The organism is Micromonospora sp. bgisy143, assembly GCF_057708145.1.
The window spans coordinates 25,104-40,946 of the sequence record NZ_JBYIRN010000008.1 but is presented as its reverse complement, the minus strand read 5'-3'; the positions used below and the strand labels follow the sequence as shown (position 1 = coordinate 40,946).

General features: G+C 71.0%; 17 protein-coding genes. 12 read left to right on the top strand and 5 right to left on the bottom strand.

Annotation, left to right across the window (positions count from 1 at the left end; all coding sequences use genetic code 11):
• The first annotated feature begins 186 nt into the window (after positions 1-186).
• From dnaK to AC3EN4_RS12455, 5 genes are all read left to right on the top strand, one after another.
• Positions 187-2,052 (top strand): molecular chaperone DnaK, encoded by a 1,866-nt coding sequence (gene dnaK, locus AC3EN4_RS12475; RefSeq protein WP_435206074.1) that lies wholly within the window; start codon positions 187-189, stop codon positions 2,050-2,052.
• Positions 2,053-2,099: 47 nt separating this feature from the next.
• Positions 2,100-2,858 carry a nucleotide exchange factor GrpE gene (gene grpE, locus AC3EN4_RS12470; RefSeq protein ID WP_435206073.1) on the top strand — a complete coding sequence of 253 codons (759 nt, stop codon included), beginning with the start codon at positions 2,100-2,102 and terminating at the stop codon, positions 2,856-2,858.
• Positions 2,859-2,943: 85 nt separating this feature from the next.
• On the top strand, positions 2,944-4,131 hold the full coding sequence (gene dnaJ, locus AC3EN4_RS12465; RefSeq protein ID WP_422737658.1) for a molecular chaperone DnaJ: 1,188 nt from the start codon (positions 2,944-2,946) through the stop codon (positions 4,129-4,131).
• 30 nt (positions 4,132-4,161) lie between these two features.
• Entirely contained in the window at positions 4,162-4,602 is a 441-nt protein-coding gene (locus tag AC3EN4_RS12460) for a heat shock protein transcriptional repressor HspR (protein ID WP_355048782.1), read from the top strand.
• Positions 4,603-4,746: 144 nt separating this feature from the next.
• On the top strand, positions 4,747-4,929 hold the full coding sequence (locus tag AC3EN4_RS12455; protein WP_435206072.1) for a hypothetical protein: 183 nt from the start codon (positions 4,747-4,749) through the stop codon (positions 4,927-4,929).
• Positions 4,930-5,117: 188 nt separating this feature from the next.
• On the opposite strand, the gene AC3EN4_RS12450 is transcribed toward AC3EN4_RS12455, so the two are convergent.
• From AC3EN4_RS12450 to AC3EN4_RS12435, 4 genes are all read right to left on the bottom strand, one after another.
• Complete coding sequence (locus AC3EN4_RS12450) at positions 5,118-5,549, bottom strand: hypothetical protein (RefSeq protein ID WP_435206071.1); 432 nt, start codon at positions 5,547-5,549, stop codon at positions 5,118-5,120.
• A 209-nt stretch (positions 5,550-5,758) separates the two neighbouring features.
• Entirely contained in the window at positions 5,759-6,964 is a 1,206-nt protein-coding gene (locus AC3EN4_RS12445; RefSeq protein WP_435206070.1) for a cation:proton antiporter, read from the bottom strand.
• 5 nt (positions 6,965-6,969) lie between these two features.
• Complete coding sequence (locus AC3EN4_RS12440) at positions 6,970-7,470, bottom strand: cation:proton antiporter regulatory subunit (RefSeq protein WP_355048462.1); 501 nt, start codon at positions 7,468-7,470, stop codon at positions 6,970-6,972.
• A 137-nt stretch (positions 7,471-7,607) separates the two neighbouring features.
• Positions 7,608-7,829: a winged helix-turn-helix domain-containing protein gene (locus tag AC3EN4_RS12435; protein WP_435206069.1), complete on the bottom strand. Its 222-nt coding sequence runs from the start codon at positions 7,827-7,829 to the stop codon at positions 7,608-7,610.
• A gap of 281 nt (positions 7,830-8,110) precedes the next feature.
• Between AC3EN4_RS12435 and AC3EN4_RS12430 the strand changes: the two genes are divergently transcribed.
• Positions 8,111-8,368 carry a hypothetical protein gene (locus tag AC3EN4_RS12430; RefSeq protein WP_435206067.1) on the top strand — a complete coding sequence of 86 codons (258 nt, stop codon included), beginning with the start codon at positions 8,111-8,113 and terminating at the stop codon, positions 8,366-8,368.
• A 71-nt stretch (positions 8,369-8,439) separates the two neighbouring features.
• On the opposite strand, the gene AC3EN4_RS12425 is transcribed toward AC3EN4_RS12430, so the two are convergent.
• Entirely contained in the window at positions 8,440-9,573 is a 1,134-nt protein-coding gene (locus AC3EN4_RS12425; protein ID WP_435206066.1) for an epoxide hydrolase family protein, read from the bottom strand.
• An 85-nt stretch (positions 9,574-9,658) separates the two neighbouring features.
• Between AC3EN4_RS12425 and AC3EN4_RS12420 the strand changes: the two genes are divergently transcribed.
• From AC3EN4_RS12420 to AC3EN4_RS12395, 6 genes are all read left to right on the top strand, one after another.
• Entirely contained in the window at positions 9,659-10,294 is a 636-nt protein-coding gene (locus tag AC3EN4_RS12420) for a TetR/AcrR family transcriptional regulator (protein WP_435206065.1), read from the top strand.
• 85 nt (positions 10,295-10,379) lie between these two features.
• Positions 10,380-12,977, top strand: a complete 2,598-nt coding sequence (gene clpB, locus AC3EN4_RS12415) for an ATP-dependent chaperone ClpB (RefSeq protein WP_435206064.1) — start codon at positions 10,380-10,382, stop codon at positions 12,975-12,977.
• 101 nt (positions 12,978-13,078) lie between these two features.
• Positions 13,079-13,456, top strand: a complete 378-nt coding sequence (locus AC3EN4_RS12410) for a hypothetical protein (RefSeq protein ID WP_422737665.1) — start codon at positions 13,079-13,081, stop codon at positions 13,454-13,456.
• A 145-nt stretch (positions 13,457-13,601) separates the two neighbouring features.
• A complete protein-coding gene (locus tag AC3EN4_RS12405; protein WP_435206063.1) occupies positions 13,602-14,180 on the top strand; it encodes a DUF4178 domain-containing protein in 579 nt (192 codons plus the stop codon).
• A gap of 90 nt (positions 14,181-14,270) precedes the next feature.
• Positions 14,271-15,110, top strand: coding sequence for a hypothetical protein (locus AC3EN4_RS12400; protein WP_435206062.1), 840 nt, complete (start codon positions 14,271-14,273; stop codon positions 15,108-15,110).
• A gap of 72 nt (positions 15,111-15,182) precedes the next feature.
• Positions 15,183-15,839, top strand: coding sequence for a hypothetical protein (locus AC3EN4_RS12395; protein WP_435206061.1), 657 nt, complete (start codon positions 15,183-15,185; stop codon positions 15,837-15,839).
• Positions 15,840-15,843: the final 4 nt, after the last annotated feature.

Sequence of the window (15,843 nt, the reverse complement as noted above, 5' to 3'; positions counted from 1 at the left end):
CAACCGGACGGTAATAACGGCTGGGTTGCGTCGGGTCGGCTCAACTCGACTTGACGATTCGCCGACGCGTGGCACTATTGAGTCAAGTTCACTCAACTTGTGGTGGGGACCGCTGCGGGCGGGCCCGCCGAGCAGTCGCGGGCGGTGCCCGTCACCTGCACAACCTTACGAAGCGAGGAAGCGAAGATGGCACGTGCGGTCGGTATCGACCTCGGCACGACGAACTCCTGCGTCAGCGTTCTCGAGGGCGGTGAGCCCACCGTCATCGCCAACGCTGAGGGCTCGCGGACGACCCCGTCGATCGTCGCGTTCGCCCGCAACGGCGAGGTGCTCGTCGGTGAGGTCGCGAAGCGCCAGGCGGTGACCAACCCGGACCGGACGATCCGTTCGGTCAAGCGTGAGGTCGGCACGAACTGGTCCGTCGACATCGACGGCAAGAAGTACACCCCGCAGGAGATCTCGGCCCGGACCCTGATGAAGCTCAAGCGGGACGCCGAGGCGTACCTGGGTGAGCAGATCACCGACGCGGTGATCACCGTCCCGGCCTACTTCAACGACAGCCAGCGCCAGGCCACCAAGGAGGCCGGTGAGATCGCCGGCTTCAACGTGCTGCGGATCGTCAACGAGCCGACCGCGGCCGCCCTGGCGTACGGGCTGGACAAGGGCTCCAAGGAGCAGACCGTCCTGGTCTTCGACCTCGGTGGCGGCACCTTCGACGTGTCGCTGCTGGAGCTGGCCGAGGGCGTCATCGAGGTCAAGTCGACAAGCGGTGACAACCACCTCGGTGGCGACGACTGGGACCAGCGCATCATCGACCACCTGGTCAAGACGTTCCGCGGTGAGCACGGCATCGACCTCGGCCAGGACAAGATGGCCCTCCAGCGCCTCCGTGAGGCCGCGGAGAAGGCCAAGATCGAGCTGTCCGCCGCCACCACCACCAACATCAACCTGCCGTACATCACCGCCGGCTCCGCCGGCCCGCTGCACCTCGACGTGACGCTCAGCCGCGCCGAGTTCCAGCGGATGACGCAGGACCTGCTGGACCGTTGCAAGGGCCCGTTCGAGCAGGCCGTGAAGGACGCCGGGATCAAGATCTCCGACGTCGAGCACGTCATCCTGGTCGGTGGTTCGACCCGGATGCCGGCCGTGACCGACCTGGTCAAGCAGCTCACCGGTCGCGACCCCAACAAGGGCGTCAACCCGGACGAGGTCGTCGCCGTCGGCGCCGCCCTGCAGGCCGGTGTGCTCAAGGGTGAGGTCAAGGACGTCCTGCTGCTCGACGTGACCCCGCTGAGCCTGGGCATCGAGACCAAGGGCGGCATCTTCACCAAGCTCATCGAGCGCAACACCACCATTCCGACCAAGCGCTCCGAGGTGTTCACCACCGCCGACGACAACCAGCCGTCGGTGCTGATCCAGGTGTTCCAGGGCGAGCGGGAGATCGCGGCCTACAACAAGAAGCTCGGCACCTTCGAGCTGACCGGCCTCCCGCCGGCGCCGCGTGGCGTGCCGCAGATCGAGGTCGCCTTCGACATCGACGCCAACGGCATCGTCAACGTGCACGCCAAGGACCTGGGCACCGGCAAGGAACAGAAGATGACGATCACCGGCGGCTCCTCGCTGCCGAAGGACGACATCGAGCGCATGCGCCGGGACGCCGAGGAGCACGCGGAGGAGGACAAGCGTCGCCGCGACGACGCCGAGACCCGCAACGTGGCCGAGGCGCTGCAGTGGCAGACCGAGAAGTTCCTCGCCGAGAGCGGCGACAAGCTGCCCAGCGAGAACCGCGAGCAGCTCAACGAGGCGCTCGGCGAGCTGCGGGGTGCCCTGGGTGGCCAGGACATCGAGAAGATCAAGTCGGCGCACGAGAAGCTGGCGCAGGTCTCCCAGCAGGCTGGTTCGCTGCTCTACGCCCAGCAGGCCGAGCAGGGTCAGCCCGGCGGCGAGGCCGGCCCGGGTGCGACCGGCGCGACCGGTGCCACGGGTGCCCAGACCGGCGGGGCCGACGACGTGGTCGACGCGGAGATCGTGGACGAGGACGGCAAGAAGTGATTGCCCACCTCCGACACGTATCCACGGCGAAGGGATGAGGTAGCCGCATGACGCAGAAGCCACGAGCCGCCGACTCGGACGACACCGGGTCGACGCCGGGTGGCTCCGCGCCCACGGAGTCGAGCAGCGACACCGAGGAGCGGGTCGTCATCCGCAACAACCGCAAGCTCAGTGACGCGACGGAGCCGGAAGGCACCGCCGCCGACGCGGAGACCGGCGCACCGGCCGAGGGTCTGGTCGAGGACGCCGAGGTCGTGGTCGACGAGATCGAGGCCGAGGTCAACGCCACCGACGGGCCGGAACCCTCCGGTCCGCCGGTGGTGGACGCCCCGGCGCAGCCGGTGGACGGCGGCGGCACGGGCACCTCGCTCGGCGCCGAGCTGACGGCTCTGAGGTCCGAGCTGGACGAGCGGACCAGGGATCTGCAGCGGGTGTCGGCGGAGTACGCCAACTACCGCAAGCGGGTCGACCGCGACCGCGCCCTGGTGCAGGAGCAGGCGACCGGCTCGGTGCTGGCCGCGTTGCTGCCGATCCTCGACGACCTGGACCGGGCACGGGAACACGGCGACCTGGTCGGACCGTTCGGAACGGTGGCGGACCAGCTCACCGGCGCGCTGGGCAAGTTCGGCCTGACCGCCTTCGGCGAGCAGGGCGACCCGTTCGACCCGACCCGGCACGAGGCCGTCGCGCACCAGACCTCGGCCGAGGTCAGCGAGCCGACCTGCGTGCAGGTCATGCGGCGCGGCTACCAGCTCGGTGAGCGGCTGCTGCGCCCCGCGCTGGTCGCGGTCGCGGATCCGGAATAGTGCGAGACGGTGACCGGGCCGTCCCGTCCCCCGCACGGCGGTGGGCGGGACGGCCGGGCCACGACGGTCGGAAGGGGGTGGACCGGTGAGTTCGAAGGACTGGCTCGAGAAGGACTTCTACGCCGTGCTCGGCGTGGACAAGGCCGCCTCCGCCGATGACATCAAGAAGGCGTACCGCAAGTTGGCCCGGGAATCGCACCCGGATCACAATCCGGGCGACCCGAAGGCCGAGGAGCGGTTCAAGGCCGTGTCCGAGGCGTACAACGTGCTGTCGGACACCGGCCGACGCCGGGAGTACGACGAGATGCGCTCGCTGTTCGGCTCGGGCGCGTTCCGGCGCAACGCCCGGGCCGGTGGCCAGCCGGGCGGGATGCCCTTCGACGTCTCCGACCTGTTCGGCGGTGGCGCGGGTGGTGGCGAACGTCGCTTCGGCGGTGGGGCCGGCTTCCAGGACCTGTTCAGCTCGATCTTCTCGGGCGGGCAGGCCGGTGGGCAGGCCGCGGCGCGGGGTCCGGCCCGGGGGCGGGACGTCGAGACCGAGGTGGCGCTCGACTTCGGCGACGCGGTGCGCGGGGTGACCCTGCCGCTGACGTTGCGCGCCCCCGGTGTCTGCGACACCTGTCACGGCAACGGCGCCAAGCCCGGCACCCAGCCGCGTACCTGCCCGGTCTGCCACGGGGCCGGGGTGACGACCCGCAACCAGGGGTCGTTCAGCTTCTCCGAGCCGTGCGGCAACTGCCAGGGCGTCGGGACCGTGGTGGAGGAGAAGTGCCCGGAGTGCCACGGCAGCGGCGGGGTCACCAAGACCCGCACGATGAACGTGCGCTTTCCGGCCGGGGTGGCCGACGGCCAGCGCATCCGGCTGGCCGGGCGCGGCGAGCCGGGTGAGCGCGGCGGCCCGGCCGGTGACCTGTTCGTGCACGTCAAGGTCCGACCGGACGAGTTGTTCGGGCGTACCGGAGACGACCTGACGTTGACCGTGCCGGTGACCTTCCCGGAGGCCGTGCTCGGCACGGACCTGCGGGTGCCCACGCTCGACGGCGCGGTCACATTGCGGGTGCCGCCGGGCACGCCCAGCGGTCGGGTGCTGCGGGCCCGGGGCAAGGGCGTGGTCCGCCGCGACGGGCAGGCCGGCGATCTGCTGGTCACCCTGGACGTGGTGGTGCCCGCCCGGCTGACGGACGAGGCGCGGGCCGCGCTGGAGGCGTTCGCCGAGCAGAGTCCGCCGGCGGCGCGGGAACATCTCGACGCACGCGTGCGTCGGGTCGGATAGTCCGGTGGGATGGACGCGGAGGTGAGCGGGATGTCGGGCGAGTTCCTCGGTTCGGGTGACCCTGCCTACGAGGCCAAGGTGCTCATGATCTCGGTGGCGGCGCGGATGGCGGGGATGCACCCGCAGACCCTGCGCCAGTACGACCGGCTGGGGCTGGTGCAGCCCGGCCGGGCGGCCGGCGGTGGTCGTCGCTACAGCGTCCGGGACGTGGTGCTGCTGCGCGAGGTGCAGCGGCTCAGTCAGGACGACGGGATCAACCTCGCCGGCGTCAAGCGGATCATCGGGTTGGAACGGCTGCTGGAGCAGGCGCAGCAGCGGGTCGCCCGGTTGGAGGCGGAGTTGGACGCCGCGTACCGCCGGGTGGCCGAGCTGGAGTCGCTGGCCCGTTTCCCGGGTCGTGATCTGGTGCCGACCAACCGCACGTCCACCGCGTTGGTGGTCTGGCGTCCGCGCCGCAACACCGACCGCTGACCCACCTACCGCTGACCCACCCACCGCTTTCTCGGCCCGGCCCGCGCTCCGATTTTCCGGCGCGGACCGGGCCGCTTCCGTTAACCTGTCGATACGGGGTCCAAACGGCTTAATTCGGGCCTCCCGGCATGGCGAGGGGGAGCGATGGCGGAGCCGGCGAAGAAGGTCGCTCAGCAGACGGAGGAGCGGTTGGAAGGCTTGGCGGACACCGTCCGCGAGAAGTTCGACAAGGTCACCGAGGGAACGTTCCGCGACCGGATCAAGGAGGGCCGCTTCGCCGAGCAGGGCGAGCCAACCCGACCAGACTCGGACCGCAAGCGCAACTGAAGCCGGTGACCGACGTGCGGGCCGGGACCCACGGGGGGTCCCGGCCCGTTCGCCGTGTTGTGCGGCCCGCGCCACGCGCCGATATCCGCGCCGATCTTGCACTTTCGGTTGACGATATGTCCCCATACACGCCTCTTGTCACCACAGAAAGTGCAAGATCGGCGGCGCAACGGGCCGGGACGGGGCTTTCAGCCGAGGCGGCGGTTCTCGCGGACCAGGCCGCCCTCGCACCAGTCCCGGTAGACGAAGAGATCCGGCCGGGCCAGCAGTACGCGGCCGTTGTGCGCCCAGACCTTCATCAGCTCGTCGCCGTCGCGCTCGGCCTGCTCAACGAGCTTGCGGAAGCGGCGCTTGGGGTGGGCCCGGAAGTTCGTCCGGATGCCGTCGGCGGCGTAGATGTAGAGGCAGTGCAGCGCGAAGCGCCGGGCCGGGCACGTCGGGTCCATGGCCAGCTCGAAGAGCGTCAACACCAGCCGGTCACCGGAGACCAGCAGGTCCCAGTCGGGTGGCATGGATGACAACGGCACTGAATCCGGCTGGTACGCCCAAGCTCGCAACTCCGCCGGGCTCGGATCGACGGGGTTCGCGAAGCCGTGGAACGTCGACTCCTGCACGCTCACCGGCCAACCTTCCGCTCTCGCCCGCGGGTGGCAACGCTGCCTGCGGACGCTGGCTGCTGGGGCGAAACGGTAACCCGCCGCCGGTTACTGCGGTAGTACCCGCAAGGCGCAATTCGGCATCCGTCGGCCGGCCCGGCCCGAACGGCCGTTCGGCTGCCCTGGCCAGCGCCGCTGTCCCGCCCCAGCGGGCAGGACAGCGGCGGTGAACATCAGTCGTGGACGGGAACCGGCTCGCGCCGCTGGGCCAGGGCGCGGTTGCGCAACCACCGCTTGAACCACGGGGAGTCGGGCAGCCGGGCCAGGATCGGTCCGGTCACCACGGTGATGAGGACGTACGTCGCGGCGAGCGCGGCCAACCGTGGCTCGACGCTGCCGGCCGCGACCGCCAGTCCGGCGATGACGATGGAGAACTCGCCTCGGGGTACGAGCGCCAGACCGGCCCGCCACCGACCGGGTTCGGCGATGCCGACCCGGCGGGCCGCCAGGTAGCCGGTGAGCGTCTTCGTGCCCATGGTGACCACGGCAAGCGCGAGCGCCGGCAGCAACACCGGTGGGATGTCCTGCGGGCTGGTGGTCAGGCCGAAGAACACGAAGAACACGGCCGCGAACAGGTCCCGTAGTGGCGAGAGCAGCTCGGTGGCGTGGTGGGCCACCGGGCCGGAGAGGGCGATGCCGACCAGGAACGCGCCGACCGCCGCCGACACCTGGAGCGACGCCGCGATGCCCGCGACCAGCAGGGTCAGACCGAGTACGCCGAGCAGCAGCGCCTCCGGATCCTTCGCCGAGAGCGCGGACGAGATCAGGTGGCCGTACCGGATGGCGACCACCAGCACGATCAGCACCGTGCCCACCGCGACGGTGAGCGCGATGCCGCCGCCGAGCAGGCCCGTGCCGGCCAGTACGGCGGTGACCAGCGGCAGGTAGAGCGCCATCGCCAGGTCCTCGATGACGAGCACCGAGAGGATCACGGGCGTCTCGCGGTTACCGAGCCGGCCCAGGTCGGCGAGGACCTTGGCGATCACGCCGGACGAGGAGACCCAGGTGATGCCGCCGAGTACGAGGGCGGCCACCCAGTCCCAGCCGAGCAGCAGGGCGAACCCCGCGCCGGGCAACGCGTTGAGCACCCCGTCGATCAGTCCGGCGGGCGCTGCCGAGCGCAGGTTGCCGACGAGCTCGTTGGCCGAGTACTCCAGGCCGAGCATCACCAGCAGGAGGATCACGCCGATCTCGGCGCCGACCGCGAAGAACTCCTCGCTGGCGTCCAGCGGCAACAGCCCGCCGTGCCCGAATGCGAGCCCGGCGAGCAGGTAGAGGGGGATGGGCGAGAGGCCGAAGCGGCGACTGAGCCGGCTCAGCAGGCCGAGCAGCAGCAGGAGCGCACCGACTTCGATGAGCAGCGTGGTGAAATCGTGCATCCGCCTCAGCCGTCCGGGTCACTGTCGGCGAGGATGGCGGACACACCGTCGAGACCTCTGCGGGTCCCGACGACGACCACCACGTCACCGGCGGCGAAGCGGAACGAGGGGAGCGGCGAGACGATGACCTCGCCGTCACGCAGCACCGCCACGATGGAGGCGCTGGTGCGGGTACGCGCCTTGGTGTCCGCGAGCGGACGGTTGACGTACCGCGACCCGGCCGGGATGGCGATCTGCTCGGTGAGCAGCCCAGCGGCCTGCTCGCGCAGCCCGGAGAGCTGACCGAGCATCAGCGACGCGCCGAGGATGTCGGCCAGCGCCTCCGCCTCGTCGTCCGTCAGCGGGATGTCCGCCTGGCAGGCGTCGGGATCGTCTGGGTCGTAGAGGACAAGATCACGGCGGCCGTTGCGGTGGGAGACGACGCCCAGGCGGCGTCCGGACTCCGTCACCAGATCGTGGCGTACCCCGATCCCGGGTAAGGCGGTCTGCTCGACACGTACTCGCACCCGCCAAGGCTACCGCCACGTTAACGAAACGCAGATCTTGGACGCTGACCGGCAGCGCGGCCTTGATCGACTCGACATCGCCGATGTGGGGGTATCCCGGCCGCTGGATGCCCCGACATCGGTGATCTCGAGTCGATCTACTTCGGGTCGGTGACGTAGGTGCCCTTGCCCTGGTGTCCCTCGATCAAGCCCTCAGCCTGCAAGATCAGCAGGGCCGAACGGACCGGCTCGGCGGACACGCCGTAGTGCGCGGTCATCTCGCGCAACGACGGCAGCTTGTCGCCGGGCGCGTATTCACCTGAGCCGATCTTGTCGCGGATGTCCTGCGCGATGCGTTGGCGGTCCGAAACTCGGGGCATGGGGCAACTCCTGGTAGGCCCCAAGATCCTCCCATGCTGCCGGCTGCTGGGCCAACACTTCGCGTGCTAAGCATGCGTAGTGATTGCCTTGCAATGCTTAGCATTGTAAGTTGTCGGGGCGGGCAGCTCGGAGCGGAAAGCCTGGTAGGCAACCGGCCTCCTCGGTCGGGTCGTCCGCGCTGTTGCTGGCACGGTCGCGCGCTCCCCCTCGGGCGAACGGCCGTGCCAGCGATCCACGGCGAGAGAGGACCGTCAGCCATGCCCTACCGATTGCCGCGGCGATGAGCGGGCGCTTTGTGATCCATCTGCCGGTCTCGGCGCCCGATCTGGCTCGCGCCAAGATGCTGGGCCGGACCGCCGGTCGGTCGTTGGCGTTCCTGGCCCGGATCGACCTCGGCGGGATCACCGTCTCGACGGAGGACGACCAGGGCGTACGGCACTGGGTCTTCTGTGACCGGCGGTTGGACGGTGGCCGGCGCTGCGTGCTCCGCGCCGACCACGAGACGCCCTGCACCGCCCGCCTGCCCCGCCGAACCTGATCCACTCGACATCACGGAAGTCGGGGTGTCCGGACGCCCAGGACACCCCGACTTCCGGGAACACGAGTCGATCAAAGAGTCGCGAAGAATTCGCGGATGTCGTCGACCAGGACGTCGGTCGCCTGGTGGGCGGCGTAGTGGCCGCCGACGTCGCCGCGCCCCTCGACGTCCGTGCCGTACGCCGTCCAGCGGACGATGTTCGCGTGGTCCCGCTCGGCGAAGCGGCGGATGGACTGGAAGTCGCCGGGGAACATGGCCACCGCGGTGGGCGCCGTGGTCGGCTCGGCCGGCTGCTCCTCGGCGTGCGCGTCCTCCCAGTAGAAGCGGATCGCCGAGGCGGCGGTGCCGGTGAACCAGTAGAGGGCCACGTTCGCCAGGATGAACTCGGCGTCCAGGCTCTCGTCGAAGAGTTGCGCGTTCCAGGCGAGCAGCCCGACGGGCGAGTCGGCCAGCGCGTACGCGAGGGTCTGCGGCTGCTGACTGTGCACCTGGTTGAAGGAGAACTTGTTCTCGTAGAACCACTGGAGGTGCGCCAGCGCCGCCTGGTCCGCCTCGGACAGGTCGGCGAACTCGGCCGGGTCGCCGGACGGGAACGAGAAGATCTGGGTGACGTGCACGCCGAGCACGTGCTTGCGGTCGATCCGGCCCAGCTCCGGCGAGATCAACGAGCCGCCGTCGTTGCCGACCGCGCCGTAGCTGTCGTACCCCAGGCGGTTCATCAGCTCGGCCCAGGCGCGGGCCGTGCGGTGCCGGTTCCAGCCGGCGCTGCGGGTGGGGCCGGAGAACCCGAAGCCCGGCAGCGACGGGATGACCACGTGGAAGGCCGGCGCGGCCGGGTCGTTCGGCTCGGTGAGCGGGCCGATGACGTCCAGGTATTCGAGCACCGAGCCCGGCCAGCCGTGGGTGAGCACCAGGGCGGTGGCGTCCGGTCGGGACGACCTGACGTGCAGGAAGTGGATCTGCTCGCCGTCGATCTCGGTGACGAACTGCGGGTGGGCGTTGAGCCGGGCCTCGACGGCTCGCCAGTCGAACCCGTCGCGCCAGCGGTCGGCGAGCGCGCGGACCCGGTCGCCGCTCATCCCGTACGTGTCGCCGACGCCGGGCAGCTCGGCGGGCCAGATCGTGCGGCCCAGGCGGGCGGCCAGATCGTCGAGGGCGGTCTGCGGGATCTCGACGCGGAACGGACGGATCGCGGTGCCGGTCATCTCGGTACTCCTTTGGAACGGAATGTTTCGTTCTGTAACCACGGTAGCAGACCGGAACGATCCGTTCCAGTGCTAGGCTCAGGTCATGTCGACGAGACCTCTGGCCGGCCGCCGCGCCCAGGCCGCCCGTAACGACGAGGTGATCCTCGAAGCCGCCCGCGCCGTCTTCCTGGACGACCCGAAGGCGCCGATCGCCGCCGTCGCGGACCGGGCCGGCGTGGGGATCAGCGCGCTCTACCGGCGGTACGCGGGCAAGGAGGCGCTGCTGCGTCAGCTCTGCCACGACGGGCTGCGCCGCTACATCGCCGTTGCCGAGGAGGCGCTCGCCGAGCCGGACGACTGGGCCGCCTTCGCCGGGTTCCTGGCCCGGGTGGTCGACGCCGACGTGCACTCGCTCACCGTCCACCTGGCCGGCACATTCACCCCGACCGAGGAGATGGGCCGGGACGCGGTACGCGCCGGCGAACTGGCCTCGGACCTCGTCGGGCGGGCGCACGCCAGTGGGCGGCTGCGGCCCGACGTGGTCGTGCAGGACCTGGGGCTGGTGTTGGAGGCGTGCGCGGCCGTGCGCGTACCCGACGCGGAGCGCACCCGTGAGCTGCGCCGCCGGCAGCTCGCGGTGCTGCTGGGCGGCCTGTCGACGGCACCGGACCCCGGCGCGCTGCCCGGCCCGGCGCCGGCGGCCGGAGAGTTCGACTGGCGGTGGCGACGCCGGGAGTGACGGGCGTCACACGGTAAGGTTGAGTGGAATACGCTCAACTCTGGTTGCGTCCAAGACAGTGGACAACGCCGATCCGGGGGAGCCCATGAACACCGAGAAACTCACCACCAAGAGCCGCGAGACCATCACCGGTGCCGTGTCGCTGGCCAACCAGCGTGGCCACGCGACCGTGGAGCCCTGGCACCTGCTGCTGTCCCTGCTCGACACCGAAGGCTCGACCGCCGCCGGTCTGCTGCGCGCCGTCGGGGCCGACCCCGCCGAGCTGCGCCGGGCCGCCGAGCGGGCGGTCGACGCCCTGCCGGCCGCGCGGGGCTCCAGCATCGCCGAGCCCACGCTCGCCCGCGAGTTCGTCAACGCCATTGGCGCCGCCGAGCAGATCGCCCGGCCGCTGGGTGACGAGTACACCTCCACCGAGCACCTGCTCGCCGGCCTGGCGCGGGTGGGCGGCGCGGTGTCGGCGGCCCTCAAGTCGGCCGGCGCCACCGAGGAGGCCCTGATCGCGGCCTTCCCGACCGTCCGGGGCGGAGACCGGCGGGTCACCACCGCCGACCCGGAGCAGACCTACCAGGCGCTCAGCAAGTACGGCGTCGACCTCACCGCGAGCGCCCGCGACGGCAAGATCGACCCGGTCATCGGCCGGGACTCGGAGATCCGCCGGGTCATCCAGGTGCTCTCCCGGCGTACGAAGAACAACCCCGTGCTGATCGGTGAGCCCGGCGTCGGCAAGACGGCCATCGTCGAAGGGCTCGCCCAGCGGATCGTGGCCGGTGACGTGCCCGAGTCGCTGCGCGACAAGAAGCTGGTCTCGCTGGACCTCGGCGCGATGGTCGCCGGTGCCCAGTACCGGGGCCAGTTCGAGGAGCGGCTGAAGTCCGTCCTGGAGGAGATCAAGAACTCCAACGGGCAGGTCATCACCTTCCTCGACGAGCTGCACACCGTCGTCGGCGCGGGCAAGGGCGAGGGCTCGATGGACGCCGGCAACATGCTCAAGCCGATGCTGGCCCGTGGTGAGCTGCGGATGGTGGGTGCCACCACGCTTGACGAGTACCGCGAGCACATCGAGAAGGACCCGGCGTTGGAGCGCCGCTTCCAGCCGGTGCTGGTCGGCGAGCCGACGATCGAGGACACGATCGGCATCCTGCGCGGGCTCAAGGAGCGCTACGAGGTGCACCACGGCGTACGGATCACCGACGCCGCGCTGGTCGCCGCCGCCACGCTCTCCGACCGGTACATCACCGACCGGTTCCTGCCGGACAAGGCGATCGACCTGGTCGACGAGTCCGCATCCCGGCTCCGGATGGAGATCGACTCCCGGCCGGTCGAGGTGGACGAGATCGAGCGGGCCGTGCGCCGGTTGGAGATCGAGGAGATGGCGCTGGCCAAGGAGCCCGACGCCGCCTCCGCCGAGCGGTTGGAGCGGCTGCGCCAGGAGCTGGCCGACAAGCGCGAGCAGCTCACCGTGCTCTCCGAGCGCTGGCAGACCGAGAAGAGCCACATCACCAAGCTCTCCACCGCCAAGGAGGAGTTGGAGCGCCTCGGCGGCGAGGCCGAGCGGGCCGAGCGCGACGGCGAGCTGGAACGCGCCGCCGAGCTGCGGTACGGCCGAATCCCGGCGCTCAAGGTCGAGCTGACGCAGGCCGAGGAGGAGCTGGCCCGACTCCAGGCAGACGGCGCGATGCTCAAGGAGGAGGTCGGCTCGGACGACATCGCCGCGGTCGTCGCCTCCTGGACGGGCATCCCGGCGGGCCGGCTGCTCGAGGGCGAGACGGCCAAGCTGCTGCGGATGGAGGAGTCGCTCGGCGACCGGGTGGTCGGCCAGACCGAGGCCGTCGGGGCGGTCTCCGACGCCGTACGGCGGGCCCGGGCGGGTGTCGCCGACCCGGACCGCCCGACCGGCAGCTTCCTCTTCCTCGGCCCGACCGGTGTGGGTAAGACCGAGCTGGCCAAGGCGCTCGCCGAGTTCCTCTTCGACGACGAGCGGGCGATGGTCCGCATCGACATGAGCGAGTACGGCGAGAAGCACTCCGTCGCCCGCCTGGTCGGTGCCCCGCCCGGCTACGTCGGCTACGAGGAGGGCGGCCAGCTCACCGAGGCCGTCCGTCGCCGGCCGTACTCGGTGATCCTGCTGGACGAGGTGGAGAAGGCGCACCCGGACGTCTTCGACGTGCTGCTCCAGGTGCTGGACGACGGTCGGCTCACCGACGGCCAGGGCCGGACGGTGGACTTCCGCAACGCCATCCTGATCCTCACCTCCAACCTCGGGTCGTCGGTGATCGGTGACCTGACGCTCGCCGAGGAGCAGCGCCGCGAGGGCGTCCTCGCCGTCGTCCGGTCGCACTTCAAGCCCGAGTTCCTCAACCGGCTCGACGACATCGTGGTGTTCGCGGCGCTGCGCGGGGACGATCTGCGCGCCATCGTGGACATCCAGCTCGACCGGATGCGACGCCGTCTGGCGGACCGCCGGCTCGGCCTGGAGATCACCGAGGCCGCCCGTGGGTGGCTGGCCGAGCACGGCTACGACCCGATCTACGGTGCCCGCCCGCTGCGCCGACTGGTCCAGACCGCCATCGGCGACCAGCTGGCCAAGGCTCTGCTCTCGGGCACCATCCGGGACGGCAACACCGTCAAGGTCGACCTGAACCCCGACACCACCCCCACCGCCCTGACGGTCACCGCCGCCTGAGCCCCGCGATCAAGAGGTTTGCGTCATCGGGACGTCTTCCCATGACGCAAACCTCTTGATCAACAGGGTGAGCGGCGGGCCGGCGGGGAAAGGATGAGGGCATGTTCGGGATGAGTGGGTGGGAACGCGAGCTTCGTGCCGCGACGGACGAGCTGATGACCGCCGACACGTTGGCCTTCGGCGGGGTCGGGTTCGCCGGTGAGGTGCTGCCGGTGACCGAGGCGTACCACCGCGTCGAGGCCGCGGTCGACAAGCACCCCGAAGAGGTACGCCGCCAACTCGACCGGCTGCTGGCCGAGGGCTCGCCCGCCGGCCGGGCGTACGCGGCGACGCTGCTGGAACGACTCGACCCGGCGGCCGCCCAGACGGCCTGGACGTCGCTGCGCGACGACTCCACCGAGTTCACCACCTTCGTCGGCTGCGTCATGGGCCGCTCCACCCTCGGCGACTACGCCACCCAGCGCCTCGCCGCGGCCTGACGATCGCCCGCCACTCCACCGTGGCCGCCATCGACGGCCACCCCGGCGGTCCGCCGTCGGTAGCTGAGCTTTCGGTCACGACGCGACTCGTTCCGGTGCGCCAGGTTGTTACCGTCTGCGCCGACGTACCTGGGGAGGTGGTCGGGTGGACGGGTTGCTGGCGTCCCTGGTGGGGGCCGTCGTCGTACTCATGACGGTCGTGCTCGTGGTCGTCGCACGCGCCCGGCGGCGGGTCGCCGCCCGGGCCACCGTCCGCCCGCCGACCCGTCGCCTGGCGCCGGGTGATCGCGTGCGGATCCGCCAGACGGAGTACGTCGTGAGCGGCACCATCCGCCTGGTCGAGGGGGGCTGGACCTGGGTGCAGCACCTCCTCGACGACGCCTCCGGCACGCCGCACCGGCTCTCCGTCGAAGGTGACGGTGGTCCCGAACTGGAGTTGGTGCTCTGGACCGCCGAGCCGGGCGCGACCGTCACCCCCGGCGCCCCGGAGATCGACCTCGGCGGGCAGCGGTACACCTGGGCCGAGACCGGGCAGGCGCGCTACACGGCCACCGGAGAGACCGGACTGCCCGCGGCGGGGACGATGCGGTACCACGACTACGAGTCGGGCGGGCGGGCCCGACTCTCCTTCGAGGCGTACGGCGAAGAGGGCTGGCGGGTCGCGCGCGGCGACCTGCTCGACCCGGCCGACCTGGCGATCCGACCCGCCGCCGACGCGGGCTGAACGACCTCGCCGGGCGTGCCGCTTTCGTCACGGCATGCCGGAGTGGCCGGTTGCCGATACGGTGTGGGCCCGATCTAGGAAAGGAGAACCGTGGTCGACTCCCCGAGCACGCCGGCCCGTCAACGGCCCTCCACCGTGACGATTTCCAGCTATCTGCTCTACCTCTTCCTGGCGTGCCAGGTGATCAGTCTCATCATCACCCTCTCCACCATCGGCAAGACCCGGGACGTGCTCCGCGACGCGTACGCGGGCAGCAGCGCCGACGGTGCCGATCAGGTGGCGAACTTCTTCTACGCCTTCGGCCTCGGCAGCGCCATCCTCGTACTCCTGCTGGCGGTCGTGCTGGGCGTGCTGGCCATGTTCAACAACCAGGGCAAGAACGGTGCCCGGATCACCACCTGGATCGTCGGCGGCATCATGGTCTGCTGCACGGGTGGCAGCCTGCTCAGCGGTGCGGCCGGCGGCTTCAACACCGGTGGGAACACCGGCGACGGCATGCCGAGCGCCGAGGAGATCCGGCGTCGCCTCGACGAGGCGCTGCCTGGCTGGGTCACCCCGGTCAGCCTCCTGCTCGGCGTGATCAGCCTGCTCGCGCTGCTGGCGGCCCTGGTCCTGCTGGCCCTGCCGAAGTCCAACGAGTTCTTCCGCAAGCCGGCCGCCGGGTGGGAGCCGCCGACCCCGGGCGCCAGCTACCCGGCCTACCCGCAGGCGTCCGGCCAGCCCGGGTACCCGCAGGTTCCCGGCCAGCCCGGTTACCCGTCGACCCCCGGTCAGCCGTCGAGCGGAGAGCCGGCCTACCCGTCGACTCCCGGCCCGGCGTCCGAGCCGGAGCAGCCGACCACCCCGCCGGCGAACCCGTCCAGCCCGGACCGTCCGGACGACACGCCGCCGACGGACCGCCCCGGCACCACCGGACCGTCGACGAGTTGACCCACGGATAAGCACGACGCCGACGATCCCTCCGAGTAGGTTGCAACCCGACGCCTACCGGAGGGATCCGTCGTGTCGTACCCCGAACCGGCACCGCCCCGCCGGCCCGCCGTGGTCCCGTTGGCCACGGCCGTGCTGCTGCTGATGGCGGTCGGCGCGCTCGCGTACACCGTCGTTGACCTGGCGGTGCTGGGCCGGACGGTGGACGCGTTCCGCGCCGATGCCCGGGACACCTCGGCCAGCCCACAGCAGATCGACGACGTGGTGACCCTGCTGCGCGCGTCGGCGGCGCTGACCGCTGTGGTGGCCGCGCTGTCCGCACTCCTGCTCGCCGGCCTGGCCCTCGGCCTGTTGACGGGCCGGCGCGGCGTACGTGTGGCCACCTGGGTGGTCTGCGGGCTCGGACTGCTCGCCGGCTGTTGCAGCGTGGCGGTACTCGTCGGTGAACGCGCCGCACCGCTGCGGCTGGGGGCGGACGAGCGGACCACCGCCGAGCTGCTGGGTCTCATCTCGGACGCGTACCCGTCCTGGTGGATCCCGCTCAATGCCGGGCTTTCCGTCGGGCAGGCCCTCGGTTACCTTGTGGTAGCCGCGCTGCTGGCCCTGCCGGCGGCGAACGCCTGGTTCGGTCGGTACCGCCGGACCGCACCGACCGCGCCGCCCGCGTTTGCGCCCGCGTCGTACCAGCCCCCGCAGGCGCCGGCCACGCCCCCGTACCCGCCCAGGTGAGGAA

Bases quoted from the DNA above. Each gene is read 5' to 3' on its own strand.
- dnaK (WP_435206074.1), top strand. From the start codon at position 187: ATGGCACGTGCGGTCGGTATCGACCTCGGCACGACGAACTCCTGCGTC.
- grpE (WP_435206073.1), top strand. From the start codon at position 2,100: ATGACGCAGAAGCCACGAGCCGCCGACTCGGACGACACCGGGTCGACG.
- AC3EN4_RS12460 (WP_355048782.1), top strand. From the start codon at position 4,162: ATGTCGGGCGAGTTCCTCGGTTCGGGTGACCCTGCCTACGAGGCCAAG.
- AC3EN4_RS12455 (WP_435206072.1), top strand. From the start codon at position 4,747: ATGGCGGAGCCGGCGAAGAAGGTCGCTCAGCAGACGGAGGAGCGGTTG.
- AC3EN4_RS12445 (WP_435206070.1), bottom strand. From the start codon at position 6,964: ATGCACGATTTCACCACGCTGCTCATCGAAGTCGGTGCGCTCCTGCTG.
- AC3EN4_RS12435 (WP_435206069.1), bottom strand. From the start codon at position 7,829: ATGCCCCGAGTTTCGGACCGCCAACGCATCGCGCAGGACATCCGCGAC.
- AC3EN4_RS12430 (WP_435206067.1), top strand. From the start codon at position 8,111: ATGAGCGGGCGCTTTGTGATCCATCTGCCGGTCTCGGCGCCCGATCTG.
- AC3EN4_RS12425 (WP_435206066.1), bottom strand. From the start codon at position 9,573: ATGACCGGCACCGCGATCCGTCCGTTCCGCGTCGAGATCCCGCAGACC.
- AC3EN4_RS12420 (WP_435206065.1), top strand. From the start codon at position 9,659: ATGTCGACGAGACCTCTGGCCGGCCGCCGCGCCCAGGCCGCCCGTAAC.
- clpB (WP_435206064.1), top strand. From the start codon at position 10,380: ATGAACACCGAGAAACTCACCACCAAGAGCCGCGAGACCATCACCGGT.
- AC3EN4_RS12410 (WP_422737665.1), top strand. From the start codon at position 13,079: ATGTTCGGGATGAGTGGGTGGGAACGCGAGCTTCGTGCCGCGACGGAC.